Annotated in this window: 26 protein-coding genes, 4 tRNA genes and 1 pseudogene; all 31 read left to right on the top strand. The window is 54.5% G+C overall.

Going from position 1 to position 25,665, the window contains the following annotated elements; genetic code table 11:
• Positions 1–79 precede the first annotated feature (79 nt).
• Complete coding sequence (gene birA, locus V5E99_RS11780; protein WP_499802584.1) at positions 80–1,039, top strand: bifunctional biotin--[acetyl-CoA-carboxylase] ligase/biotin operon repressor BirA; 960 nt, start codon at positions 80–82, stop codon at positions 1,037–1,039.
• Positions 1,029–1,778 (top strand): pantothenate kinase, encoded by a 750-nt coding sequence (locus tag V5E99_RS11775; protein WP_499802583.1) that lies wholly within the window; start codon positions 1,029–1,031, stop codon positions 1,776–1,778. Before birA ends, V5E99_RS11775 begins: the two co-directional genes overlap by 11 nt.
• Positions 1,779–1,785: 7 nt before the next feature.
• Positions 1,786–2,226 carry a hypothetical protein gene (locus V5E99_RS11770; RefSeq protein ID WP_499802582.1) on the top strand — a complete coding sequence of 147 codons (441 nt, stop codon included), beginning with the start codon at positions 1,786–1,788 and terminating at the stop codon, positions 2,224–2,226.
• A gap of 142 nt (positions 2,227–2,368) precedes the next feature.
• Positions 2,369–2,453, top strand: a tRNA-Tyr gene (locus tag V5E99_RS11765).
• Positions 2,454–2,477: 24 nt separating this feature from the next.
• A tRNA-Gly gene (locus tag V5E99_RS11760) sits at positions 2,478–2,551 on the top strand.
• Between the two features lie 26 nt (positions 2,552–2,577).
• Positions 2,578–2,653, top strand: a tRNA-Thr gene (locus V5E99_RS11755).
• Positions 2,654–2,737: 84 nt separating this feature from the next.
• The gene (tuf, locus tag V5E99_RS11750) at positions 2,738–3,931 is read left to right on the top strand and encodes an elongation factor Tu (protein WP_007896619.1); all 1,194 of its coding nucleotides are present in this window, start codon (positions 2,738–2,740) and stop codon (positions 3,929–3,931) included.
• Between the two features lie 53 nt (positions 3,932–3,984).
• A tRNA-Trp gene (locus V5E99_RS11745) sits at positions 3,985–4,060 on the top strand.
• Between the two features lie 45 nt (positions 4,061–4,105).
• Positions 4,106–4,474 carry a preprotein translocase subunit SecE gene (secE, locus tag V5E99_RS11740; RefSeq protein WP_008145488.1) on the top strand — a complete coding sequence of 123 codons (369 nt, stop codon included), beginning with the start codon at positions 4,106–4,108 and terminating at the stop codon, positions 4,472–4,474.
• Between the two features lie 63 nt (positions 4,475–4,537).
• Entirely contained in the window at positions 4,538–5,017 is a 480-nt protein-coding gene (gene nusG, locus V5E99_RS11735) for a transcription termination/antitermination protein NusG (RefSeq protein WP_008041295.1), read from the top strand.
• A 117-nt stretch (positions 5,018–5,134) separates the two neighbouring features.
• Positions 5,135–5,566 (top strand): 50S ribosomal protein L11, encoded by a 432-nt coding sequence (gene rplK / locus V5E99_RS11730; RefSeq protein ID WP_003228756.1) that lies wholly within the window; start codon positions 5,135–5,137, stop codon positions 5,564–5,566.
• On the top strand, positions 5,566–6,261 hold the full coding sequence (rplA, locus tag V5E99_RS11725) for a 50S ribosomal protein L1 (protein ID WP_019693883.1): 696 nt from the start codon (positions 5,566–5,568) through the stop codon (positions 6,259–6,261). Before rplK ends, rplA begins: the two co-directional genes overlap by 1 nt.
• Before the next feature lie 198 nt (positions 6,262–6,459).
• Positions 6,460–6,960, top strand: coding sequence for a 50S ribosomal protein L10 (rplJ, locus tag V5E99_RS11720; protein ID WP_028621539.1), 501 nt, complete (start codon positions 6,460–6,462; stop codon positions 6,958–6,960).
• An 80-nt stretch (positions 6,961–7,040) separates the two neighbouring features.
• Positions 7,041–7,406: a 50S ribosomal protein L7/L12 gene (gene rplL / locus V5E99_RS11715; RefSeq protein ID WP_499802581.1), complete on the top strand. Its 366-nt coding sequence runs from the start codon at positions 7,041–7,043 to the stop codon at positions 7,404–7,406.
• A gap of 220 nt (positions 7,407–7,626) precedes the next feature.
• The gene (gene rpoB / locus V5E99_RS11710) at positions 7,627–11,700 is read left to right on the top strand and encodes a DNA-directed RNA polymerase subunit beta (RefSeq protein WP_499802580.1); all 4,074 of its coding nucleotides are present in this window, start codon (positions 7,627–7,629) and stop codon (positions 11,698–11,700) included.
• Between the two features lie 64 nt (positions 11,701–11,764).
• Positions 11,765–15,964, top strand: coding sequence for a DNA-directed RNA polymerase subunit beta' (gene rpoC, locus V5E99_RS11705; RefSeq protein WP_499802579.1), 4,200 nt, complete (start codon positions 11,765–11,767; stop codon positions 15,962–15,964).
• A gap of 216 nt (positions 15,965–16,180) precedes the next feature.
• Positions 16,181–16,552 (top strand): 30S ribosomal protein S12, encoded by a 372-nt coding sequence (rpsL, locus tag V5E99_RS11700; RefSeq protein ID WP_002555494.1) that lies wholly within the window; start codon positions 16,181–16,183, stop codon positions 16,550–16,552.
• Between the two features lie 118 nt (positions 16,553–16,670).
• Complete coding sequence (gene rpsG / locus V5E99_RS11695) at positions 16,671–17,141, top strand: 30S ribosomal protein S7 (RefSeq protein WP_002555493.1); 471 nt, start codon at positions 16,671–16,673, stop codon at positions 17,139–17,141.
• A 30-nt stretch (positions 17,142–17,171) separates the two neighbouring features.
• On the top strand, positions 17,172–19,277 hold the full coding sequence (fusA, locus tag V5E99_RS11690; protein WP_499802578.1) for an elongation factor G: 2,106 nt from the start codon (positions 17,172–17,174) through the stop codon (positions 19,275–19,277).
• A gap of 30 nt (positions 19,278–19,307) precedes the next feature.
• Positions 19,308–20,501 carry an elongation factor Tu gene (tuf, locus tag V5E99_RS11685; RefSeq protein ID WP_008145495.1) on the top strand — a complete coding sequence of 398 codons (1,194 nt, stop codon included), beginning with the start codon at positions 19,308–19,310 and terminating at the stop codon, positions 20,499–20,501.
• 141 nt (positions 20,502–20,642) lie between these two features.
• Complete coding sequence (gene rpsJ / locus V5E99_RS11680) at positions 20,643–20,954, top strand: 30S ribosomal protein S10 (RefSeq protein ID WP_003186070.1); 312 nt, start codon at positions 20,643–20,645, stop codon at positions 20,952–20,954.
• An 80-nt stretch (positions 20,955–21,034) separates the two neighbouring features.
• Positions 21,035–21,670: a 50S ribosomal protein L3 gene (rplC, locus tag V5E99_RS11675; RefSeq protein ID WP_003186059.1), complete on the top strand. Its 636-nt coding sequence runs from the start codon at positions 21,035–21,037 to the stop codon at positions 21,668–21,670.
• Positions 21,671–21,682: 12 nt separating this feature from the next.
• Positions 21,683–22,285: a 50S ribosomal protein L4 gene (gene rplD / locus V5E99_RS11670; protein WP_007896707.1), complete on the top strand. Its 603-nt coding sequence runs from the start codon at positions 21,683–21,685 to the stop codon at positions 22,283–22,285.
• Positions 22,282–22,581, top strand: a complete 300-nt coding sequence (gene rplW, locus V5E99_RS11665; RefSeq protein WP_002555488.1) for a 50S ribosomal protein L23 — start codon at positions 22,282–22,284, stop codon at positions 22,579–22,581. Before rplD ends, rplW begins: the two co-directional genes overlap by 4 nt.
• A gap of 14 nt (positions 22,582–22,595) precedes the next feature.
• Positions 22,596–23,420: a 50S ribosomal protein L2 gene (rplB, locus tag V5E99_RS11660; RefSeq protein ID WP_003176423.1), complete on the top strand. Its 825-nt coding sequence runs from the start codon at positions 22,596–22,598 to the stop codon at positions 23,418–23,420.
• A gap of 16 nt (positions 23,421–23,436) precedes the next feature.
• Complete coding sequence (gene rpsS, locus V5E99_RS11655; RefSeq protein WP_002555486.1) at positions 23,437–23,712, top strand: 30S ribosomal protein S19; 276 nt, start codon at positions 23,437–23,439, stop codon at positions 23,710–23,712.
• A gap of 13 nt (positions 23,713–23,725) precedes the next feature.
• Positions 23,726–24,058, top strand: a complete 333-nt coding sequence (gene rplV / locus V5E99_RS11650) for a 50S ribosomal protein L22 (protein ID WP_003103908.1) — start codon at positions 23,726–23,728, stop codon at positions 24,056–24,058.
• 13 nt (positions 24,059–24,071) lie between these two features.
• Positions 24,072–24,746: pseudogene (rpsC, locus tag V5E99_RS11645) on the top strand (30S ribosomal protein S3); the annotation flags it as partial.
• Between the two features lie 24 nt (positions 24,747–24,770).
• Positions 24,771–25,184: a 50S ribosomal protein L16 gene (gene rplP, locus V5E99_RS11640; protein ID WP_008145497.1), complete on the top strand. Its 414-nt coding sequence runs from the start codon at positions 24,771–24,773 to the stop codon at positions 25,182–25,184.
• Positions 25,184–25,375, top strand: coding sequence for a 50S ribosomal protein L29 (gene rpmC, locus V5E99_RS11635; RefSeq protein ID WP_008030901.1), 192 nt, complete (start codon positions 25,184–25,186; stop codon positions 25,373–25,375). The genes rplP and rpmC overlap by 1 nt, the downstream gene beginning before the upstream one ends.
• A gap of 2 nt (positions 25,376–25,377) precedes the next feature.
• The gene (rpsQ, locus tag V5E99_RS11630; protein ID WP_003176419.1) at positions 25,378–25,644 is read left to right on the top strand and encodes a 30S ribosomal protein S17; all 267 of its coding nucleotides are present in this window, start codon (positions 25,378–25,380) and stop codon (positions 25,642–25,644) included.
• Positions 25,645–25,665: the final 21 nt, after the last annotated feature.

The raw sequence follows: 25,665 nt of genomic DNA, 5'->3' as shown, positions 1-25,665 counted from the left end.
AAAATCCGACCTGTAGGGTTTCTATGCAACAGCTCGAGGCATGGCTATTATTCGGGCCTCATTGTGAGGCGAGACTTGCATGCTGACGTTGTTAAAGCTCCTTAAGGATGGTCGATTTCATTCAGGTCAGGCCCTGGGTGTTGCTCTGGGCATCAGTCGTAGCGCTGTATGGAAGCAGCTCCAGCATTTGGAGGCTGAGTTGGGTTTATCGATCCATAAGGTGCGCGGTCGTGGCTATCAATTGGCCGCACCATTAACGCTGCTTGATCCTGTTGAAATTGATGGCAGGTCGTCTGCTTGTGGCTGGCCTATTCAGGTTTTTGATTCTATTGACTCTACCAATGCAGAAGCGCTGCGTGCGATCGAGCGAGGCCGGCCCGCGCCTTTTCTGGTGCTCTCGGAGCGCCAGACTGCAGGTCGCGGTCGGCGTGGTCGCAAGTGGGTAAGTCCGTTCGCTGAAAATATCTACTACAGCCTGGTGCTGCGTATTGAAGGTGGAATGCGGCAGTTGGAGGGTTTGAGTCTGGTTGTTGGTCTCGCCGTAATGCATGCATTGCGCAAACAGGGTGTTCCTGGTGTGGGTTTGAAGTGGCCTAACGATCTTCTTGTGGGGCAGAAAAAGATCGCCGGCATACTGCTTGAGTTGGTGGGGGATCCCGCAGATGTGTGTCATGTGGTAATGGGTGTCGGAATCAACGTAAACATGTTGATGGCCAATGAGGTTGATCAGCAGTGGACGTCCATGCGGCTTGAATCTGGGCAACTGTTCGATCGCAATCACCTAGTGTCGGAGCTGGGGTTGATGCTCCAGGCTTACTTGAAGCGCCATCAAGTCGACGGTTTTTCAGCCATTCGCGCTGAGTGGGAACAGAATCATTTATGGCAGGGGCGAGCGGTGTCGTTGATTGCTGGTGTTAACCAGATCGATGGCGTTGTATTGGGTATCGATAGTCAGGGTGCCTTGCGCTTGAAGGTGGGTGGCGTGGAAAAGATCTTTAGTGGCGGTGAGCTCAGTTTGAGGTTGCGCGATGATTCTTGAGCTCGATTGCGGGAACAGCTTTATCAAATGGCGTGTGCTTGGTGCGGACATCCGCTTGGTGGTCGCTGAAGGCGTTGTGGATTCGGATGTTGCACTGTTGGAGAGTTTAAAGTTGCTCGCTGATTTGGCTCTCAATCACTGCCGAATGGTAAGTGTCAGGACTGGCGAGGAGACTGGTGCTCTCATTTCAATGTTGAGCGACGCGTTTGGGGTGTCCGTGGTCTGCGCGGCTTCCTCGCGTGAGATGTCTGGCGTGCGTAATGGTTACGAGGATTACGAAAAACTGGGGCTTGATCGCTGGCTTGCGATGCTTGGGGGCTTTCACCTGGTCTCCGGTGCATGTCTTGTGCTGGATTTTGGAACGGCGGTCACTGCTGATTTCATAGCTGGTGATGGTCGGCATTTAGGGGGGTTTATTTGTCCGGGAATGCCGCTGATGCGTAACCAATTGCGCACCCATACCCGTCGTATTCGCTATGGCGATGTTGCGGCCGAACGCGCTCTGGAAACCCTTGCTCCTGGTCGTACGACTGTCGAGGCGGTGGAGAGGGGATGTTCCCTGATGTTGAGGGGGTTCGTCCTCACCCAACTCCAGTTGGCGAGCAGTTATTGGGGGCAGGATTACACAGTGTTCCTTACCGGAGGAGACGCAGATCTGGTTTCCGAGATCGTGCCTGAAGCCAGGGTTGTTCCTGATCTGGTATTTGTAGGTTTGGCTATGGCGTGTCCCTTGCCCTGAGGTCTTTATGCGTTGGTTGTTTCTGCTGTTGCTTGTTCTCAATGTGTTTTATTACGTCTGGCATCAACAGGAGGCGCCTCTTCGTGCGAAAGATGTCACCCCTTTGAGTTTATATCGGGGATCTCAGCAGGATATACGGCTGTTGAGTGAGGCGACTGATGCTGCTCGTAATAAGGAAAAGCCTGCTCAGGCGGATGCTGATTGCCTCTATTTGGGTGGCTTTGCTCGACAGGATATTGCTCAAGCGTTCGAGCGGCGATTGGGTGGCATGGATATCAAGGGGCAGTCGTTGCCCAAGGGCTCCGTTGAGTCCAGCGTTTTTTGGGTTCGCGTGGCGCCCGAAAGCCGGGTTTTGCTTGACGATTCGAAGCTGCAAAACCTTTCTAAAGAATTCAATGAGTTAAAACATAAAATAATGCCGTGCGAGGGGGTTGCACCTGTCGAATAGTTTGCATAGAATGGCGCCCGCTTCGCAGTGAAGACCTTTAACAGTCAGCAGTGCGAAGCGAGGTCAACGCAGCTAACCTCAGGTTTTTAATGAGAAAATGCTTGACAGAAGGCTGGCATGATATAGAATGCCGGCTCGCTTAGGAGGGGTTCCCGAGCGGCCAAAGGGATCAGACTGTAAATCTGACGTCTACGACTTCGAAGGTTCGAATCCTTCCCCCTCCACCAATTTTAGCGAGAGCTGCAAGCTCCGCGGGTATAGTTTAGTGGTAGAACCTCAGCCTTCCAAGCTGATGATGCGGGTTCGATTCCCGCTACCCGCTCCAAGTTTGCAGGTTTTGCATAGTGTTTCGCTCTTGTAGCTCAGTTGGTAGAGCACACCCTTGGTAAGGGTGAGGTCAGCGGTTCAAATCCGCTCAAGAGCTCCATATAACAAGGCAGATATGAAAATATCTGCCTTTGTTTTAATGGCTGATGTTACTTGCTCAATTCTTCTGCTAGGGGTTGTTTCGATGGCTAAGGAAAAGTTCGAACGTAATAAGCCGCACGTTAACGTAGGCACCATTGGTCACGTCGACCACGGCAAAACTACTTTGACGGCTGCTCTGACCCGTGTCTGCTCCGAGGTTTTCGGTTCGGCAAAGGTTGACTTCGACAAAATCGATAGCGCCCCAGAAGAAAAAGCTCGCGGCATCACCATCAACACCGCTCACGTTGAATACGATTCGGCAGTGCGTCACTACGCACACGTTGACTGTCCAGGTCACGCTGACTACGTAAAAAACATGATTACTGGTGCTGCTCAGATGGATGGCGCAATCCTGGTTTGTTCGGCCGCTGATGGTCCGATGCCGCAAACCCGTGAGCACATTCTGCTCTCTCGCCAGGTTGGCGTTCCGTACATTGTTGTCTTCCTGAACAAGGCAGACATGGTTGATGATGCGGAGCTGCTTGAGCTGGTAGAGATGGAAGTGCGTGATCTGCTGAGCACTTATGATTTCCCAGGTGATGATACTCCAATCATCATTGGTTCAGCGCTGATGGCGTTGAATGGTCAAGACGACAACGAGATGGGCACTACTGCTGTCAAGAAGTTGGTTGAGACGCTGGATAGCTACATTCCGCAGCCTGAGCGTGCTATTGATAAGCCGTTCCTGATGCCGATCGAGGATGTGTTCTCGATCTCCGGTCGCGGTACTGTTGTGACTGGTCGTGTTGAGCGTGGCATTGTTCGCATTCAGGAAGAAGTTGAGATTGTAGGTCTTCGTGACACGGTCAAAACTACTTGCACTGGTGTTGAGATGTTCCGCAAGCTGCTCGACGAAGGTCGTGCTGGCGAGAACTGTGGGGTGCTGCTGCGTGGTACCAAGCGTGATGATGTTGAGCGTGGCCAGGTTCTGGTCAAGCCAGGTACTGTAAAGCCGCATACCAAGTTCACTGCAGAGGTTTACGTTCTGAGCAAGGAAGAGGGTGGTCGTCATACGCCGTTCTTCAAGGGCTACCGTCCACAGTTCTACTTCCGTACTACGGATGTGACCGGTAACTGCGAATTGCCAGAAGGCGTTGAAATGGTGATGCCAGGTGATAACGTTCAAATGACCGTTACCCTGATCAAAACCATCGCGATGGAAGATGGTCTTCGTTTCGCCATTCGTGAGGGCGGTCGTACCGTCGGCGCTGGTGTCGTGGCTAAAGTCATCGAGTAAGTTGTTGTAATGTCTTTTTCGGGCCGGCATAATGGTCGGCCTGATTTTGTTTTAGGTCAGTAGCTCAATTGGCAGAGCGACGGTCTCCAAAACCGTAGGTTGGGGGTTCGATTCCCTCCTGACCTGCCAGATTCACTTGGTGTGTCTGGCTTTCTTTTCACAGGATCTTCATAGATGACTCCTAAAGCTGAAGCTCAAGGCTCTCGCTTCGATCTGCTCAAGTGGCTAGTAGTAGTCGCTTTGGTGGTTGTTGGCGTTGTTGGCAATCAGTATTACTCTGCTTCGCCGATCCTGTACCGTGTACTTGCTTTGCTCGCCATTGCTGCTGTAGCTGCCTTTGTAGGCCTGCAGACAGTCAAGGGCAAGTCTTTCTTTGTACTGGTTAAGGAAGCTCGCACCGAGATTCGTAAAGTCGTATGGCCAACTCGCCAAGAAACCACGCAGACCACGTTGATCGTTGTGGCTGTTGTTCTGGTTATGGCGTTGCTGTTGTGGGGGCTTGATTCCCTGCTCGGCTGGCTTGTTTCCTTGATTGTCGGCTAAGGGTGTCCCGTGGCTAAGCGTTGGTACGTTGTGCATGCTTACTCCGGTTACGAGAAGCATGTCATGCGCTCGTTGGTAGAGCGCGTAAAGCTGGCTGGCATGGAAGATGGCTTTGGCGAAATTCTGGTTCCCACTGAAGAAGTGGTTGAAATGCGTAATGGCCAGAAACGCAAAAGCGAGCGCAAGTTCTTCCCAGGTTATGTGCTGGTTCAGATGGACATGAATGAGGGTACTTGGCACTTGGTCAAGGATACTCCTCGGGTGATGGGTTTCATCGGCGGTACTGCTGATAAGCCTGCACCAATTACAGATAAAGAGGCAGAAGCGATTCTGCGTCGCGTTGCTGATGGTAGCGACAAGCCGAAGCCGAAGACTCTCTTCGAGCCAGGCGAATCGGTACGCGTCAACGATGGGCCGTTTGCTGATTTTACTGGCACGGTTGAAGAAGTTAACTACGAAAAGAGCCGAATCCAAGTGGCAGTGCTCATTTTCGGTCGCTCTACTCCGGTAGAGCTAGAGTTCAGCCAGGTCGAAAAGGTCTAGCCGAACAAGCATCCCAACCCCGCAGCCCTAGGCTGTGGGGTTTTGTCGTCACTGGGATAAACGCGCAAGTAACCGGGGAGCCTTTCGAGGCGTTCGAACCCGTAATTGGAGTGCCTCATGGCCAAGAAGATTACCGCTTACATCAAGCTGCAAGTGAAGGCCGCTCAGGCTAACCCAAGCCCACCTGTTGGTCCTGCTCTGGGTCAGCACGGCGTGAACATCATGGAATTCTGCAAGGCTTTCAACGCCCGTACTCAGGGTCTTGAAGCAGGTCTGCCGACTCCAGTGATCATCACTGTCTATAGCGACCGTAGCTTCACTTTCGAAACCAAATCCACACCTGCTTCGGTTCTGCTGAAGAAAGCTGCCGGTCTGACTAGCGGTTCCGCTCGTCCGAACACCGTTAAGGTTGGCACCGTTACCCGTGCTCAGCTGGAAGAAATCGCGAAAACCAAAAACGCGGATCTGACTGCAGCTGATATGGACGCGGCCGTGCGTACTATCGCCGGTTCTGCTCGTAGCATGGGCCTTAACGTGGAGGGTGTGTAATGGCTAAGTTGACCAAACGTCAAAAGGCTATCGCCGGCAAAATCGAAGCAGGCAAGGCCTACAACTTTGTAGACGCTGCTGCTCTGCTGGCTGAGCTGTCGACCGTCAAGTTCAGCGAGTCGTTCGACGTTGCTGTGAACCTGGGCGTTGACCCGCGTAAATCTGACCAGGTTGTTCGTAGCGCTACTGTGCTGCCACACGGCACTGGCAAGACCGTTCGCGTTGCTGTGTTCACTCAGGGTCCAGCTGCTGAGGCCGCTCTGGCTGCCGGCGCTGACCGTGTAGGTATGGACGACCTGGCTGCCGAAATGAAAGGCGGCGACCTGAACTATGACGTAGTTATCGCATCCCCGGATGCAATGCGCGTTGTGGGTCAGTTGGGTCAGATCCTCGGTCCACGTGGCCTGATGCCTAACCCTAAAGTCGGCACCGTAACGCCAGACGTAGCTACCGCGGTTAAAAACGCCAAGGCTGGTCAGGTTCGTTATCGCACCGACAAAAACGGCATTATCCACACCTCCGTTGGCAAAGTCGGCTTTGATGCCGTCAAGCTGAAGGAAAACGTTGAAGCCCTGATCGCTGATCTGAAGCGTATCAAGCCTGCTTCCTCGAAAGGTATTTACGTCAAGCGCGTTACCCTGAGCACCACCATGGGCCCAGGTCTGGTCATCGACCAAGGCTCGCTCGACGCGTAAGACACAGGTTGGCGCAAGCGATTGCGCCAATTGAAAGATTGGGGTCCCTGCCTGGCGGGGGCTATCCAAGACCGTAGGCGACGCAAGTCTTAAACCTCAAGCCTACGCAGATGGTGCTCCCGGTTCCTTACCGAATCAGACACCAAAACGACATCCGGCTCCGGTTGGATGAAACGGTAACAAGCAGGAGTTAAACCCGTGGCAATTAAACTCGAAGACAAGAAGGCCATCGTCGCTGAAGTCAACGAGGCTGCCAATGTTGCCCTGTCTGCTGTTGTGGCTGATGCCCGCGGCGTGACAGTAAGCGCTATGACCGGACTCCGTAAAGAGGCTCGTGAAGCTGGCGTTTACGTACGTGTTGTACGTAACACCCTGCTCAAGCGCGCCGTTGCTGGCACTCAATATGACGTGCTCAACGACGTGTTCACCGGCCCGACCTTGATTGCATTCTCGAAAGAACATCCGGGCGCTGCTGCTCGTATCTTCAAAGAGTTCGCAAAAGGTCAGGATAAGTTCGAGATCAAGGCAGCTGCGTTCGAGGGCAAGTTCCTCGCAGCTAATCAGATCGACGTACTGGCAAGTCTGCCGACCCGTGACGAAGCAATTTCTCAGCTGATGAGCGTGATTCAAGGCGCAACCAGCAAATTGGCTCGTACTCTGGCGGCCCTTCGCGACCAGAAAGAAGCTGCCGCAGCCTAAGGCTGAGCGACTCCTTTCAGCGTTTATTGTTTATTTCGATGGCCGCGTAGGCTGTCACCCCAATACAGGAATTTATAGTCATGTCTCTGACTAACGACCAAATCATCGAAGCAATCGGCGAAAAATCCGTTCTGGAAATCGTTGAGCTGATCAAGGCCATGGAAGAGAAGTTCGGCGTTTCCGCTGCCGCTGCTTCCGCTGGTCCAGCTGCTGTCGCTGCTGTTGTTGAAGAACAAACTGAATTCAACGTCATGCTGCTGGAAGCTGGCGAGAAGAAAGTTAACGTGATCAAGGCAGTACGTGAGCTGACCGGTCTGGGCTTGAAAGAAGCCAAGGCTGTAGTTGACGGCGCTCCGGCTATGGTTCTGGAAGCTGTATCGAAAGACGCAGGCGACAAAGCTAAAGCCACTCTGGAAGAAGCAGGCGCTAAAGTCGAGCTGAAGTAAGCATCGACTTTGCGTCTCCAGCCCGAGCGTTAAGCGAAAGGCTGATGGCTGGTGGCTCTTGCCACCGGCCTTTTTCCGTTATTGGCAGCCGACTGGGTCGGTGCTGATAACGAGCTGTAACCACCCGATGCGGTGGAGCAAACCATGGGGTTTGCACGATTTTCTGGCTGCTCCCGTCGGGAGGGGCCAAACAAGCAGGTGACCAAGCTGGGGAACGCTGATGGCTTACTCATATACTGAGAAAAAACGTATCCGCAAGGACTTTAGCAAGTTGCCGGACGTCATGGATGTGCCGTACCTCCTGGCCATCCAGCTGGATTCGTATCGTGAATTCTTGCAAGCGGGAGCGACTAAAGATCAGTTCCGCGACGTGGGCCTGCATGCGGCCTTCAAATCCGTTTTCCCGATCATCAGCTACTCCGGCAATGCTGCGCTGGAGTACGTCGGTTATCGCCTGGGCGAACCGGCATTTGATGTCAAAGAATGCGTATTGCGCGGTGTAACTTACGCCGTACCTTTGCGGGTAAAAGTGCGCCTGATCATTTTCGACAAAGAATCGTCGAACAAAGCGATCAAGGACATCAAAGAGCAAGAAGTCTACATGGGTGAAATCCCCCTGATGACTGAGAACGGTACCTTCGTAATCAACGGTACCGAGCGTGTAATCGTTTCCCAGCTGCACCGTTCCCCGGGCGTGTTCTTCGACCACGACCGTGGCAAGACGCACAGCTCCGGTAAACTGCTGTACTCCGCGCGCATCATTCCTTACCGCGGTTCGTGGCTGGACTTCGAGTTCGACCCGAAAGACTGCGTGTTCGTGCGTATCGACCGTCGTCGCAAGCTGCCTGCATCGGTACTGCTGCGTGCGCTCGGCTATACGACTGAAGAAGTGCTGGATGCTTTCTACACCACTAACGTTTTCCACGTTCAGGGTGAAAGCATTAGCCTGGAGCTGGTACCGCAGCGTCTGCGCGGTGAAATTGCTGTTATCGATATTCTCGATGACAAAGGCAAGGTTATTGTCGAGCAGGGTCGCCGTATCACCGCTCGCCACATCAACCAGCTGGAAAAAGCCGGGATCAAAGAGTTGGTTATGCCCCTGGACTACGTCCTGGGTCGCACTACCGCCAAGGTCATCGTGCATCCGGCAACCGGCGAAATCCTGGCGGAGTGCAACACCGAGCTGAACACTGAGATCCTGGCGAAAATCGCCAAGTCCCAGGTTGTTCGCATCGAAACTCTGTACACCAACGATATCGACTGCGGTCCGTTCGTCTCCGACACACTGAAGATCGACTCCACCAGCAACCAATTGGAAGCGCTGGTCGAGATCTATCGCATGATGCGTCCAGGCGAGCCGCCAACCAAAGACGCTGCCGAGACTCTGTTCAACAACCTGTTCTTCAGCCCTGAGCGCTATGACCTGTCTGCGGTCGGCCGGATGAAGTTCAACCGTCGTATCGGTCGTACCGAGATCGAAGGTTCTGGCGTGTTGTGCAAAGAAGACATCGTCGCGGTGCTGAAGACCCTGGTCGACATCCGTAACGGTAAAGGCATCGTCGATGACATCGACCACCTGGGTAACCGCCGTGTTCGCTGCGTAGGCGAAATGGCCGAGAACCAGTTCCGCGTTGGCCTGGTGCGTGTTGAGCGTGCGGTCAAAGAGCGTCTGTCGATGGCTGAAAGCGAAGGCCTGATGCCGCAAGACCTGATCAACGCCAAGCCAGTGGCTGCGGCGGTGAAAGAGTTCTTCGGTTCCAGCCAGCTCTCCCAGTTCATGGACCAGAACAACCCGCTGTCCGAGATCACCCACAAGCGTCGTGTGTCTGCACTCGGCCCTGGCGGTTTGACTCGTGAGCGTGCTGGCTTCGAAGTTCGTGACGTACACCCGACTCACTACGGTCGTGTATGCCCGATTGAAACGCCGGAAGGTCCGAACATCGGTCTGATCAACTCCCTGGCCGCTTATGCGCGCACCAACCAGTACGGCTTCCTCGAGAGCCCGTACCGTGTGGTGAAAGACGCTCTGGTCACCGACGAGATCGTGTTCCTGTCTGCCATCGAAGAAGCTGATCACGTGATCGCTCAGGCTTCGGCCACGATGAACGACAAGAAAATGCTGATTGACGAACTGGTAGCTGTTCGTCACTTGAACGAGTTCACCGTCAAGGCGCCGGAAGACGTCACCTTGATGGACGTATCGCCGAAGCAGGTAGTTTCGGTTGCAGCGTCGTTGATCCCGTTCCTCGAGCACGATGACGCCAACCGTGCGTTGATGGGTTCGAACATGCAGCGTCAAGCTGTACCAACCCTGCGCGCTGACAAGCCGCTGGTCGGTACCGGCATGGAGCGTAACGTAGCTCGTGACTCCGGCGTTTGCGTCGTGGCTCGTCGTGGTGGCGTGATCGACTCCGTTGATGCAAGCCGTATCGTGGTTCGTGTTGCTGATGACGAAGTTGAAACCGGTGAAGCCGGTGTCGACATCTACAACCTGACCAAATACACCCGCTCCAACCAGAACACCTGCATCAACCAGCGTCCGCTGGTGCGTAAAGGTGATCGGGTTCAGCGCAGCGACATCATGGCCGATGGTCCGTCCACCGACATGGGTGAGCTGGCACTGGGTCAGAACATGCGCATCGCGTTCATGGCCTGGAACGGTTACAACTTCGAAGACTCCATCTGCCTGTCGGAACGAGTTGTTCAAGAAGATCGCTTCACCACGATCCACATCCAGGAACTGACCTGTGTGGCACGTGACACCAAGCTTGGGCCAGAGGAAATCACTGCAGACATCCCGAACGTGGGTGAGGCTGCACTGAACAAGCTGGACGAAGCCGGTATCGTTTACGTAGGTGCTGAAGTTGGCGCAGGCGACATTCTGGTGGGTAAGGTCACTCCGAAAGGCGAGACCCAGCTGACTCCGGAAGAGAAGCTGTTGCGTGCCATCTTCGGTGAAAAAGCCAGCGACGTTAAAGACACCTCCCTGCGTGTGCCTACCGGCACCAAGGGTACCGTCATCGACGTACAGGTCTTCACCCGCGACGGCGTTGAGCGCGATGCTCGTGCACTGTCGATCGAGAAGACTCAGCTCGACGAGATCCGCAAGGATCTGAACGAAGAGTTCCGTATCGTTGAAGGCGCAACTTTCGAACGTCTGCGTTCCGCTCTGGTCGGCCACAAAGCCGAAGGCGGCGCCGGCCTGAAGAAAGGTCAGGACATCACCGACGAAGTTCTCGACGGTCTTGAGCATGGTCAGTGGTTCAAACTGCGCATGACTGAAGATGCTCTGAACGAGCAGCTCGAGAAGGCCCAGGCCTACATCGTTGATCGTCGCCGTCTGCTGGACGACAAGTTCGAAGACAAGAAGCGCAAACTGCAGCAGGGCGATGACCTGGCTCCAGGCGTGCTGAAAATCGTCAAGGTTTACCTGGCAATCCGTCGCCGCATCCAGCCGGGCGACAAGATGGCCGGTCGTCACGGTAACAAAGGTGTGGTCTCCGTGATCATGCCGGTTGAAGACATGCCGCACGATGCCAATGGCACCCCGGTCGACGTCGTCCTCAACCCGTTGGGCGTACCTTCGCGTATGAACGTTGGTCAGATCCTTGAAACCCACCTGGGCCTCGCGGCCAAAGGTCTGGGCGAGAAGATCAACCGGATGATCGAAGAGCAGCGCAAAGTCGCTGAACTTCGTAAATTCCTCGACGAGATCTACAACCAGATCGGCGGTCGTAACGAAGATCTGGATAGCTTCTCCGACCAGGAAATCCTGGATCTGGCGAAGAACCTGCGTGGCGGCGTTCCAATGGCCACTCCAGTGTTCGACGGCGCCAAGGAAAGCGAAATCAAGGCCATGCTGAAACTGGCAGACCTGCCAGAAAGCGGCCAGATGCAGCTGACCGACGGCCGTACCGGCAACAAGTTCGAGCGCCCGGTTACTGTTGGCTACATGTACATGCTGAAGCTGAACCACTTGGTAGACGACAAGATGCACGCTCGTTCTACCGGTTCGTACAGCCTGGTTACCCAGCAGCCGCTGGGTGGTAAGGCACAGTTCGGTGGTCAGCGTTTCGGGGAGATGGAGGTCTGGGCACTGGAAGCATACGGTGCCGCTTACACTCTGCAAGAAATGCTCACAGTGAAGTCGGACGATGTGAACGGCCGTACCAAGATGTACAAAAACATCGTGGATGGCGATCACCGTATGGAGCCGGGCATGCCCGAGTCTTTCAACGTGTTGATCAAGGAAATTCGTTCCCTCGGCATCGATATCGATCTGGAAACCGAATAACACGTGACGCGAATCGAGAGCGGGGCAGGATTGCCCGCTCTCTGCTCCGCCAGGAGGAAAGGCCTTGAAAGACCTACTGAATTTGCTGAAAAACCAGGGTCAAGTCGAAGAGTTCGACGCCATCCGTATTGGATTGGCATCGCCTGAGATGATCCGTTCGTGGTCGTTCGGTGAAGTTAAAAAGCCGGAAACCATCAACTACCGTACGTTCAAACCTGAACGTGACGGCCTGTTCTGCGCCAAGATCTTTGGCCCGGTAAAGGATTACGAGTGCCTGTGCGGTAAGTACAAGCGCTTGAAGCACCGTGGTGTGATCTGCGAGAAGTGCGGCGTTGAAGTCGCGCTGGCTAAAGTTCGTCGTGAGCGCATGGCGCACATCGAACTGGCTTCGCCGGTTGCCCACATCTGGTTCCTGAAATCGCTGCCGTCGCGTATCGGCTTGCTGATGGACATGACCCTGCGTGATATCGAACGCGTTCTCTACTTCGAGAGCTATGTCGTTATCGACCCAGGCATGACCACCCTTGAAAAAGGTCAGTTGCTGAACGATGAGCAGTACTTCGAAGCGCTGGAAGAGTTCGGCGACGATTTCGATGCCCGCATGGGTGCCGAAGCTGTCCGTGAACTGCTGCACGCTATCGACCTGGAACACGAGATTGGCCGTCTGCGCGAAGAAATTCCGCAAACCAACTCCGAAACCAAAATCAAGAAGCTGTCCAAGCGTCTGAAGTTGATGGAAGCCTTCCAGGGTTCCGGCAACCTTCCAGAATGGATGGTGCTGACCGTTCTGCCGGTTCTGCCGCCAGATCTGCGTCCACTGGTCCCGCTGGATGGCGGTCGCTTCGCGACTTCCGACCTCAACGATCTGTATCGTCGAGTGATCAACCGTAACAACCGCTTGAAGCGCCTGCTCGATCTGTCCGCTCCGGACATCATCGTGCGCAACGAAAAGCGTATGTTGCAGGAAGCTGTCGATGCACTGCTCGATAACGGTCGTCGTGGCCGCGCTATCACTGGTTCGAACAAGCGTCCTCTGAAATCCCTGGCTGACATGATCAAGGGTAAGCAAGGTCGTTTCCGTCAGAACTTGCTCGGTAAGCGTGTTGACTACTCCGGTCGTTCGGTAATTACCGTAGGTCCGACCCTGCGTCTGCACCAGTGCGGTCTGCCGAAGAAAATGGCTCTCGAGCTGTTCAAGCCGTTCATTTTTGGCAAGCTGGAAATGCGTGGTCTCGCTACCACCATTAAAGCAGCCAAGAAAATGGTTGAGCGCGAACTGCCAGAGGTTTGGGACGTTCTCGCTGAAGTGATCCGTGAACACCCGGTTCTCCTCAACCGTGCACCGACCCTTCACCGTCTGGGTATCCAGGCGTTTGAACCGGTACTGATCGAAGGTAAGGCTATCCAGCTGCACCCGTTGGTCTGTGCTGCGTACAACGCCGACTTCGACGGCGACCAAATGGCCGTGCACGTACCGCTGACACTGGAAGCCCAGTTGGAAGCGCGTGCGTTGATGATGTCGACCAACAACATTCTGTCGCCAGCCAACGGTGAGCCAATCATCGTTCCGTCGCAGGACGTTGTATTGGGTCTGTACTACATGACTCGTGAAGCGATCAACGCCAAGGGCGAAGGTCGTGTGTTCGCGGATCTGCAAGAAGTTGACCGTGTGTTCCGTGCTGGCGAAGCCGCACTGCACGCTAAAGTCAAAGTGCGGATTCACGAAACCGTTAACGACCGTGATGGCGGCAGCGTCAAGAACACTCGTATCGTCGACACTACCGTCGGCCGTGCGCTGTTGTTCCAGGTTGTTCCACCTGGCCTGTCGTACGACGTGGTCAACCAGCCGATGAAGAAAAAGGCGATCTCCAAGCTGATCAACCAGTGCTACCGCGTGGTTGGTTTGAAAGAGACCGTGATCTTCGCTGACCAGTTGATGTACACCGGTTTTGCCTATTCGACCATCTCCGGCGTTTCCATCGGTGTTAACGACTTCGTTATCCCGGATGAAAAAGCCCGCATCATCAGCGCTGCTACTGATGAAGTGAAAGAAATCGAAAGTCAGTACGCCTCCGGCCTGGTAACCCAGGGCGAGAAGTACAACAAAGTGATCGACCTTTGGTCCAAGGCGAACGACGAAGTTTCCAAGGCGATGATGGCCAACCTCTCGAAAGAGAAAGTCATCGACCGTCATGGCGTCGAAGTCGACCAGGAGTCCTTCAACTCGATGTACATGATGGCCGACTCGGGCGCACGGGGTTCTGCTGCGCAGATCCGTCAGCTCGCCGGTATGCGTGGCCTGATGGCCAAGCCGGACGGTTCCATCATCGAAACGCCGATTACTGCGAACTTCCGTGAAGGTTTGAGCGTACTTCAGTACTTCATCTCTACTCACGGTGCTCGTAAAGGTTTGGCGGATACCGCGTTGAAAACTGCGAACTCCGGTTACCTGACTCGTCGTCTGGTAGACGTGGCGCAGGATCTGGTTGTGACCGAGATCGATTGTGGCACCGAGCATGGCTTGGTAATGACGCCGCACATTGAAGGCGGTGACGTTGTTGAGCCGCTGGGTGAGCGCGTATTGGGTCGTGTTATTGCCCGTGATGTGTTCAAGCCAGGTACCGAAGAAATCATCGTTCCTGCCGGCACATTGGTAGACGAGAAGTGGGTCGAATTCATCGAGCTGAACAGCATCGACGAAGTGATCGTGCGTTCGCCGATCAGCTGCGAAACCCGCTACGGCATTTGCGCCAAGTGCTACGGCCGTGACTTGGCTCGTGGTCACCAGGTGAACATCGGTGAAGCGGTCGGCGTTATCGCTGCCCAGTCCATCGGTGAGCCGGGTACCCAGCTGACCATGCGTACATTCCACATCGGTGGTGCGGCAAGCCGGACCTCCGCTGCGGACAGCGTTCAGGTGAAGAATGGCGGTACCGTCCGTCTGCACAACCTGAAGCACGTTGAACGAGTGGATGGTTGCCTGGTTGCTGTGTCCCGTTCCGGTGAGCTGGCAATCGCTGATGACTTCGGTCGTGAGCGTGAGCGTTACAAGCTGCCGTACGGCGCCGTGATTTCGGTTAAAGAAGGTGACAAGGTCGACGCTGGCGCAATCGTGGCCAAGTGGGACCCGCACACTCACCCAATCGTTACCGAAATGAAAGGTACCGTGACCTACGTGGGCATGGAAGAAGGCATCACGATCAAGCGTCAGACTGACGAATTGACCGGTATGACCAACATTGAAGTACTCGACGCCAAAGACCGTCCAGCTGCCGGTAAAGATATCCGTCCTGCTGTGAAGATGGTTGATGACAACGGCAAGGATCTCCTGCTGCCGGGTACCGACGTAATTGCTCAGTACTTCCTGCCTGCTAACGCCCTGGTCGGTGTAGCGGACGGTGCGAAAATCGCGATCGGTGACGTTATCGCTCGTATTCCGCAAGAGACTTCGAAGACCCGTGACATCACCGGTGGTCTGCCGCGTGTTGCCGACTTGTTCGAAGCCCGTCGTCCGAAAGAAGCCTCGATTCTGGCAGAAGTCAGCGGCACCATCGCGTTCGGTAAAGAGACCAAAGGCAAGCGCCGTCTGGTCATTACCCCGAACGACGGTAGCGATCCGTACGAAGAGCTGATTCCGAAGTGGCGTCACCTGAACGTCTTCGAAGGCGAACAGGTAAACCGCGGCGAAGTTATCTCCGACGGCCCGAGCGATCCACACGACATCCTGCGTCTGCTGGGTGTAAGTGCGCTGGCCAAGTACATCGTGAACGAGATCCAGGACGTTTATCGTCTGCAAGGCGTGAAGATCAACGATAAGCACATCGAGACCATCCTGCGTCAGATGCTGCGTAAAGTTGAAATCGCTGAATCCGGCGATTCCACTTTCATCAAGGGCGACCAGATGGAATTGACTCACGTTCTGGTAGAGAACGAGCGTCTGGCTGGCGACGAGAAATTCGTTTCCAAGTTCACTCGCGTGCTGCTGGGTATCACCAAGGCGTCGTTGTCCACCGAATCGTTCATCTCGGCGGCTTCCTTCCAGGAAACCACTCGCGTACTGACCGAAGCGGCGGTAACCGGCAAGCGCGATTATCTGCGCGGCCTGAAAGAAAACGTGGTCGTGGGTCGTCTGATCCCGGCGGGTACCGGTCTGGCTTATCACAGCGAGCGCAAGCGTCGCCGTGATGCTGACAAACCGTTGCGCGTAAGCGCCAGTGAAGTGGAAGCTGCACTGACCGAAGCACTGAACTCGAGCGGTAACTGAGTTCTGCGGTAAATAAGCGTGGGGCCCCGGCCTTTCCGTTCATCGAATCGAGACAATTTGTCGAGGTTGGATAAGCGGGGAGGTTGGGGCCTTGCCTTGACTGGGGGCAAGATCCTCTTTAGACTCTTGTACCCCTAAATTTGGCGGGAATTCGTTCCTGCCATTTTGCTTTTCTTGCAAGACAATAGCGTCGCAAGACAACAGTGGAGCTAGTAGATGGCAACTATCAACCAGCTGGTACGTCAGCCGCGTAAGCGTATCGTCGAGAAATCCGACGTGCCTGCGCTGCAGAACTGCCCGCAACGTCGTGGCGTATGCACCCGTGTGTATACCACTACGCCGAAAAAACCTAACTCGGCACTGCGTAAAGTATGCCGTGTGCGTCTGACCAACGGTTTCGAGGTTTCCTCGTACATCGGCGGTGAAGGCCACAACCTGCAAGAGCACAGCGTGGTACTGATCCGCGGCGGTCGTGTAAAAGACTTGCCAGGTGTTCGTTATCACACCGTACGCGGTTCTTTGGATACTTCCGGCGTTAAAGGTCGTAACCAGGGTCGTTCGAAGTACGGTACCAAAAAGCCTAAGTAGTAGCGGCTTTTTGTAAAAACTGATTTTCTATTTTTCTGAGTCGATAAGAGTAAGGTCGGAGGCGTCCCGAAAGGGCACCGATTCCGAGCGAACCTGAAGACCGTTTGAGGGCTTATCCATGCCAAGAAGACGCGTAGCAGCCAAGCGCGAAGTGCTTGACGATCCAAAATACGGAAGCCAAATCCTGGCCAAGTTCATGAACCACGTTATGGAAAGCGGCAAGAAAGCCGTTGCCGAACGTATCGTTTATGGCGCGCTGGAAAAGGTTAAAGAACGCAAGAACAGCGATCCCCTGGAAATCTTCGAGAAAGCTCTCGACGCCATCGCTCCGCTGGTCGAAGTGAAGTCGCGCCGTGTAGGCGGTGCTACTTACCAGGTTCCGGTCGAAGTTCGCCCGTCCCGTCGTAACGCCCTGGCAATGCGCTGGTTGGTAGACTTCGCCCGCAAGCGCGGCGAGAAGTCTATGGCTCTGCGTTTGGCTGGCGAACTGTTGGACGCTGCTGAAGGTAAAGGTGCTGCTGTTAAGAAGCGTGAAGACGTGCACCGTATGGCCGAAGCTAACAAAGCTTTCTCGCACTACCGCTTCTAATTTCAGCTTCACTAATTTTGCGAGGGCTTTATGGCTCGTACTACTCCGATTAGTCGCTACCGTAACATCGGTATCGTCGCTCACGTGGATGCTGGTAAAACCACCACCACCGAGCGCGTCCTTTTTTACACAGGCAAAAGTCACAAGATGGGCGAGGTGCATGACGGCGCCGCGACCACGGACTGGATGGTTCAGGAGCAGGAGCGTGGTATTACCATTACTTCTGCTGCTATTACCGCTTTCTGGAAAGGTTCCGAGAAGCAGTACAAGGACGAGCACCGCTTCAACGTAATCGATACCCCGGGCCACGTTGACTTCACTATTGAAGTTGAGCGTTCCCTGCGTGTACTCGACGGCGCGGTCGTTGTGTTCTGTGGTACTTCGGGTGTTGAGCCTCAGTCGGAAACCGTATGGCGTCAGGCCAACAAATACGGCGTTCCACGTCTTGTTTATGTAAACAAGATGGACCGTGCTGGCGCCAACTTCCTGCGTGTTATCGAGCAGATCAAAAAGCGTCTGGGTCACACTCCGGTGCCGATCCAGTTGGCTATCGGTTCGGAAGACAACTTCCAGGGCCAGATCGATCTGATCAACATGCAAGCTGTTTACTGGGATGATGCCGACAAAGGCATGGTTCCTCGTCGCGAAGCTATTCCGGCAGAACTGCAGGAATTGGCTGAAGAATGGCGTGACAACATGGTCCAGGCAGCTGCCGAGGCCACTGAAGAGCTGATGAACAAGTACCTTGAAGGTGAAGAAATCACCAACGAGGAAATCAAGGCTGCTCTGCGTCAGCGTACTATCGCTGGCGAGATCGTCTTGGCTGTTTGCGGTTCTTCCTTCAAGAACAAGGGCGTTCCCCTGGTTCTCGACGCCGTTATCGACTTCCTGCCTGCGCCTACCGATATTCCAGCCATCAAGGGTACTGACCCGGATGACGAGACTATCGAGCTGGAGCGTCATGCAGACGACAGCGAGCCGTTCTCGGCTCTGGCGTTCAAGATCGCTACCGACCCATTCGTGGGTACCTTGACCTTTGTCCGTGTTTACTCGGGCGTGTTGAACTCCGGCGACGGCGTTATCAACTCGGTAAAAGGCAAGAAAGAGCGCGTGGGTCGTATGGTGCAAATGCACGCAAACGCCCGCGAAGAGATCAAGGAAGTACGCGCTGGTGACATCGCGGCCTTGATCGGCATGAAGGACGTCACCACTGGTGAAACCTTGTGCAACGCTGACAAGCCAATCATCCTGGTTCGCATGGACTTCCCGGAGCCGGTTATTTCGGTTGCCGTAGAGCCTAAGACCAAGGATGACCAGGAAAAAATGGGTATCGCACTGGGCAAACTTGCTCAGGAAGATCCATCTTTCCGCGTTAAAACTGATGAAGAGACTGGTCAAACGATCATCTCTGGCATGGGCGAGTTGCACCTGGACATCCTGGTTGACCGGATGCGCCGTGAGTTCAACGTCGAAGCCAACATTGGTAAGCCTCAGGTTTCCTATCGTGAGCGCATCACGAAGAACTGTGAAATCGAAGGTAAGTTCGTTCGTCAATCCGGCGGTCGTGGCCAATTTGGTCACTGCTGGATTCGTTTTGCTCCTGCTGACGAAGGTCAGGAAGGTCTGCAATTCGTGAACGAAGTAGTGGGTGGTGTGGTTCCTAAGGAATACATCCCGGCTATCCAGAAGGGTATCGAAGAGCAGATGAAGAACGGTGTTGTTGCCGGCTATCCGCTGATCGGCCTGAAGGCGACCGTTTTTGATGGTTCTTACCACGACGTCGACTCCAACGAGATGGCGTTTAAAGTGGCTGCTTCCATGGCAACCAAGCAACTGGCCCAGAAGGGTGGTGGTGAGTTGCTTGAGCCGATCATGGCAGTAGAGGTTGTTACGCCTGAAGACTATATGGGTGATGTCATGGGCGACCTTAACCGTCGTCGCGGCATGATCCTGGGTATGGAAGATACGGTTTCCGGCAAAGTGATTCGCGCCGAGGTTCCGTTGGGTGAAATGTTCGGTTACGCAACTGACGTTCGTTCCATGTCCCAAGGTCGCGCAAGCTACTCTATGGAATTCAAAAAATACAATCCGGCTCCAGCGCATATCGCTGAAACCGTATCCAAAAAACAAGGCTGATTCAGCCCTTTAGGCAAGGAGTTAATTGTCGTGGCTAAAGAAAAATTTGACCGTACCCTCCCGCACGTCAACGTTGGCACCATCGGTCACGTCGACCACGGTAAAACCACGCTGACCGCTGCTCTGACTCGCGTCTGTTCCGAAGTTTTCGGTTCGGCCGTTGTTGCTTTCGACAAAATCGACAGCGCTCCGGAAGAAAAGGCTCGTGGTATCACCATCAACACCGCACACGTTGAATACAACTCGCTGATCCGTCACTACGCTCACGTTGACTGCCCAGGTCACGCTGACTATGTGAAGAACATGATCACCGGTGCTGCACAGATGGACGGCGCTATTCTGGTTTGCTCGGCCGCTGATGGTCCGATGCCACAAACCCGTGAGCACATCCTGTTGTCCCGTCAGGTTGGCGTTCCGTACATCGTTGTCTTCCTGAACAAGGCTGACATGGTAGACGACGCTGAGCTGCTGGAACTGGTTGAGATGGAAGTGCGCGATCTGCTGAGCACTTACGACTTCCCGGGCGACGACACTCCGATCATCATCGGTTCGGCTCTGATGGCTCTGAACGGCCAAGACGACAACGAAATGGGCACCACTGCCGTTCGTAAACTGGTTGAGACTCTGGACAGCTACATTCCAGATCCAGTCCGTGTTATCGACAAGCCGTTCCTGATGCCAATCGAAGACGTATTCTCGATCTCGGGTCGCGGTACTGTTGTAACTGGTCGTATCGAGCGCGGTATCGTCAAGGTTCAAGATCCACTGGAAATCGTTGGTCTGCGTGACACTACCGTCACCACCTGCACCGGTGTTGAAATGTTCCGTAAGCTGCTCGACGAAGGTCGTGCTGGCGAGAACTGCGGCGTGCTGCTGCGCGGCACCAAGCGTGACGACGTTGAGCGTGGCCAGGTTCTGGTCAAGCCAGGTTCGGTTAAGCCGCACACTACCTTCGAAGCTGAAGTGTACGTGTTGAGCAAAGAAGAAGGCGGTCGCCACACTCCGTTCTTCAAAGGCTACCGTCCACAGTTCTACTTCCGGACCACTGACGTGACCGGTAACTGCGAACTGCCGGAAGGCGTTGAAATGGTAATGCCAGGCGACAACATCAAAATGGTTGTCACCCTGATCAAAACCATCGCAATGGAAGATGGTCTGCGTTTCGCTATTCGTGAAGGCGGTCGTACCGTCGGCGCTGGCGTCGTAGCCAAAATCATCGCTTAATAAGTGATGACTTGAAAAAGCCCCCGCCTAGCGGGGGCTTTTTTATTGGGTTGACACTGTAGAAACCCGTCTATAGAATTGCGCCTCCTTTTAACGGGCGTATTGCGCTCGCTGGGAATAGCAGCCGGAGTCTGAAATCCAATGCAAAATCAGCAAATCCGTATCAGGTTGAAGGCTTTTGACCATCGCCTGATCGACCAATCCACCCAGGAAATCGTGGAAACCGCGAAACGTACTGGTGCTCAAGTGCGTGGTCCAATTCCACTGCCTACCCGTAAAGAGCGGTTCACCGTTCTGGTCTCCCCGCACGTCAACAAAGACGCGCGCGACCAGTACGAGATCCGTACTCATAAGCGCGTTCTGGACATCGTCCAGCCAACGGATAAAACCGTTGATGCTCTTATGAAGCTTGATCTTGCGGCCGGTGTGGAAGTGCAGATCAGCCTCGGCTAAGACTCGGTCTTAGTCGTGTAACGCTCTGAAATGGGCGGCCATAGCGGGTGAAAGCCCCGTACACTCATGAGGTTTACAACATGACTATTGGTGTAGTCGGTCGTAAATGCGGTATGACCCGTATTTTCACCGAAGAAGGTGTCTCCATTCCGGTCACGGTCATTGAGATCGAACCGAATCGCGTCACCCAGTTCAAAACTGAAGAGACCGATGGCTATCGTGCAGTGCAAGTCACTGTAGGCGAGCGTCGTGCTTCGCGTGTTACAGCTGCTCAGGCTGGCCACTTCGCTAAAGCGAACGTTGCCGCTGGTCGTACCGTAATGGAATTCCGTCTTGAAGAAGGCGAGTACCAGGCCGGCGATCTGATCAACGCTGAAATCTTCGCCGCTGGTCAACTGGTTGATGTAACCGGTCAGTCCAAGGGTAAAGGCTTCCAGGGTACGATCAAGCGTTGGAACTTCCGCGGGCAAGATAATACCCACGGTAACTCCGTGTCCCACCGCGTTCCAGGCTCTATCGGCCAGTGCCAGACTCCTGGTCGTGTATTCAAGGGCAAAAAAATGTCCGGTCATATGGGCGCTGAGCGCGTGACCGTGCAGTCCCTGGAAGTAGTGCGCGTGGACGCTGAACGCAATCTGTTGTTGGTCAAGGGCGCTGTTCCTGGCGCTACTGGCGGCAACTTGGTTGTACGTCCAGCAGCCAAGGCTCGCGGTTAAGGGGAAGCTGACATGCAATTAAATGTAAATGACGCTCAAGCGATCGAAGTTTCCGAACTGACATTTGGCGGCGAATTCAACGAGACGCTGGTTCACCAAGCAGTCGTGGCCTACATGGCCGGCGGCCGTCAAGGTAGCAAGCAGCAAAAGACCCGTTCCGACGTTCGTGGTGGCGGTAAGCGCCCTTGGCGTCAGAAAGGTACGGGCCGTGCTCGTGCCGGTACTATCCGTAGCCCAATCTGGCGCGGCGGCGGTACCACTTTCGCAGCTCGTCCTCAGGATCACACCCAGAAGCTGAACAAGAAGATGTATCGCGCAGCAATGCGTTCCATCCTTGCTGAGCTGGTGCGTACTGATCGTCTGGTTGTGGTTCAGGACTTCGCTGTTGATGCACCGAAGACCAAAGATCTGCTGAACAAACTGACTGGCATGGGCCTGACTGATGTCTTGATCGTGTCTGAAGTGGTTGATCAGAACCTGTACCTGGCTGCTCGTAACCTGCCACACGTTGATGTACGTGACGTTCAAGGTTCCGATCCAGTTAGTCTGATCGCATACGACAAGGTGTTGATCACCGTGTCGGCCGTGAAGAAATTCGAGGAGCTGCTGGGATGAACCAGGAACGCGTATTTAAAGTTCTGCTTGGCCCGCACGTTTCCGAAAAGGCTACGGTTCTGGCTGACAAGAAAGGCCAGTTCGTTTTCAAGGTTGCAACTGACGCAACCAAGCTGGAAATCAAGAAGGCCGTCGAAAGCCTGTTCAGCGTGAAAGTAGAGCGTGTTACTACCCTGAATGTTCTGGGTAAGAGCAAGCGCACTGCTCGCGGTCTGGGCAAGCGTAATGACTGGAAGAAGGCAGTTATCTCCCTTCAGCCAGGCCAAGATCTCGATTTCAGCAGCAGTGCTGAGTAAGGAAGGGGTGCATCATGGCAATCGTTAAATGCAAACCGACTTCCCCTGGCCGCCGTTTTGTGGTCAAGGTGGTCAACCAGGAGCTGCATAAAGGCGCTCCTCACGCACCGCTGCTCGAGAAAAAATCGAAGACTGGTGGTCGTAACAACAATGGTCGCATTACCACCCGTCACATCGGTGGTGGCCATAAGCAGCATTATCGTCTGGTCGATTTCCGTCGCAACGACAAAGATGGCATCTCTGCCACTGTCGAGCGTATTGAATACGATCCAAACCGTACTGCTCACATCGCTCTGCTGCTGTACGCAGATGGCGAGCGTCGCTACATCATCGCCCCTAAAGGCGTGAGTGCTGGTGACCAGCTGATCGCAGGTGCTTTGGCGCCGATCAAGCCGGGCAACGCTCTGCAACTGCGTAACATTCCAGTTGGTAGCACCGTACACGGCATCGAATTGAAGCCAGGTAAAGGCGCGCAAATCGCTCGTTCCGCTGGTGCTTCGGCTCAGCTGATCGCTCGTGAAGGTGTCTACGTGACCCTGCGTCTGCGTTCTGGTGAGATGCGTAAAGTGCTGGCTGAATGCCGCGCGACCCTGGGCGAAGTCTCGAACTCCGAGCACAGCCTGCGTTCGCTGGGTAAAGCTGGTGCCAAACGCTGGCGTGGCGTTCGCCCAACCGTTCGTGGTGTTGCCATGAACCCGGTTGACCACCCACATGGTGGTGGTGAAGGTCGTACCTCTGGTGGTCGTCATCCGGTATCGCCATGGGGCTTCCCGACTAAGGGCGCGAAGACTCGTGGTAATAAGCGTACCGACAAAATGATCGTCCGTCGTCGCAAGTAAATAGAGGGATACGACAGTGCCACGTTCTCTGAAAAAAGGTCCTTTTATTGATCTTCACCTACTGAAGAAGATCGAAGTGGCGGCGGAAAAGAATGATCGCAAACCGGTGAAAACCTGGTCGCGTCGTTCGATGATCCTGCCACAAATGGTCGGTTTGACCATTGCAGTGCATAACGGTCGTCAACATGTTCCAGTTCTCGTGAACGAAGACATGGTCGGCCACAAACTGGGCGAGTTTGCCGGTACCCGCACATATCGTGGGCACGTGGCAGACAAGAAAGCCAAGCGTTAAGGGGTAAGGAACGATGGAAGTAGCCGCTAAGTTGTCGGGCGCTCGAATCTCCGCCCAGAAAGCCCGCTTGGTCGCCGACCAGATCCGCGGGAAGAAGGTGGGCGAAGCGCTCAACCTGTTGGCTTTCAGCAGTAAGAAAGCCGCCGAGATCATGAAGAAAGTGCTGGAGTCGGCCGTAGCCAACGCCGAGCATAACGAAGGCGCAGACGTTGATGACCTTAAAGTCAGCACCGTTTTCGTCAACGAAGGGCGTTCGCTGAAGCGAATCATGCCACGTGCCAAAGGCCGTGCTGATCGCATCGTCAAGCGGTCTTGCCATATCACTGTCAAGGTTGCTGACAAGTAACGGAGTCGAAGAGATGGGTCAGAAAGTACATCCCATTGGCATTCGCCTGGGAATCGTCAAGGAGCACACCTCCGTCTGGTACGCAGACGGTCGGACTTATGCGGACTATTTGTTCGCTGATCTGAAGGTGCGCGAGTATCTCCAAGACAAACTAAAAAGCGCGTCCGTAAGCCGTATCGATATCCATCGTCCGGCTCAAACTGCACGTATCACCATCCACACCGCTCGTCCAGGTATCGTTATCGGGAAGAAAGGTGAAGATGTTGAGAAGCTGCGTCAGGACCTGACCAAGCAAATGGGTGTGCCTGTGCACATCAATATCGAAGAGATCCGCAAGCCGGAGCTTGACGGTATGCTGGTTGCGCAGAGCGTAGCTCAGCAGCTGGAGCGTCGTGTAATGTTCCGTCGCGCTATGAAGCGCGCTGTTCAGAACGCCATGCGCATTGGTGCCAAAGGCATCAAAATCCAAGTGAGCGGTCGTCTCGGCGGTGCTGAAATCGCACGTACTGAATGGTATCGCGAAGGTCGTGTGCCACTGCACACCCTGCGTGCCGACATCGACTATGCCAACTACGAAGCTCACACCACTTACGGTGTGATCGGTGTAAAGGTTTGGATCTTCAAAGGCGAAGTAATTGGTGGTCGCCAAGAAGAACTGAAACCACAAGCACCAGCGCCTCGTAAAAAAGCTGCTAAGTAAGGGGTACGCCAAATGTTGCAACCAAAGCGTACGAAGTTCCGCAAGCAGATGACAGGCCACAACCGTGGTCTGGCTCAGCGCGGTAGCAAAGTCAGCTTCGGCGAGTTCGCGCTGAAGTCTGTAGCTCGTGGTCGTCTCACCGCTCGTCAGATCGAGTCAGCGCGTCGTGCTCTGACCCGTCACGTTAAACGTGGCGGCAAGATCTGGATCCGTGTATTCCCGGACAAGCCTATTTCCAAAAAGCCCCTCGAAGTTCGGATGGGTAAAGGTAAGGGTAGTGTGGAGTACTGGGTTGCCCAGATTCAGCCAGGCAAAGTCCTGTATGAAATCGAGGGCGTTACTGAAGAGCTGGCGCGTGAGGCTTTTGCCCTGGCTGCTGCAAAGCTGCCGCTCGCCACCGCCTTTGTTAAACGGACGGTGATGTGATGAAAGCGAACGAACTTCGTGAAAAAGACGCGCCGCAGCTTAACGAGCAACTGCTCGGCCTGCTGCGCGACCAGTTCAATCTGCGTATGCAGAAAGCAACTGGCCAGTTGGGGCAGTCTCACCTGCTCCGGCAAGTTAAGCGTGACATCGCTCGCGTGAAGACTGTGCTCAAACAGCAGGCAGGTAAGTAATCATGGCTGAAGCCGAAAAAACCGTCCGTACGCTGACTGGCCGTGTTGTCAGCGACAAAATGGACAAGACCATCACCGTTCTGATCGAGCGTCGCGTTAAGCACCCGATCTACGGTAAATACGTTAAGCGTTCGACTAAGCTGCACGCGCACGACGAAACCAATCAGTGCCACATCGGCGACAAAGTCACTATTCGTGAAACTCGTCCGTTGGCCAAGACCAAGTCTTGGGCATTGGTTGATGTTCTCGAACGCGCTGTGGAAGTCTAAGGACTAGGGGTCGGAGAAATT

Source organism: Janthinobacterium sp. LPB2021202312-11-4, from assembly GCF_037049705.1.
Taxonomy (GTDB): domain Bacteria; phylum Pseudomonadota; class Gammaproteobacteria; order Pseudomonadales; family Pseudomonadaceae; genus Aquipseudomonas.
This window is presented reverse-complemented; position numbering and strand designations above follow the sequence as displayed.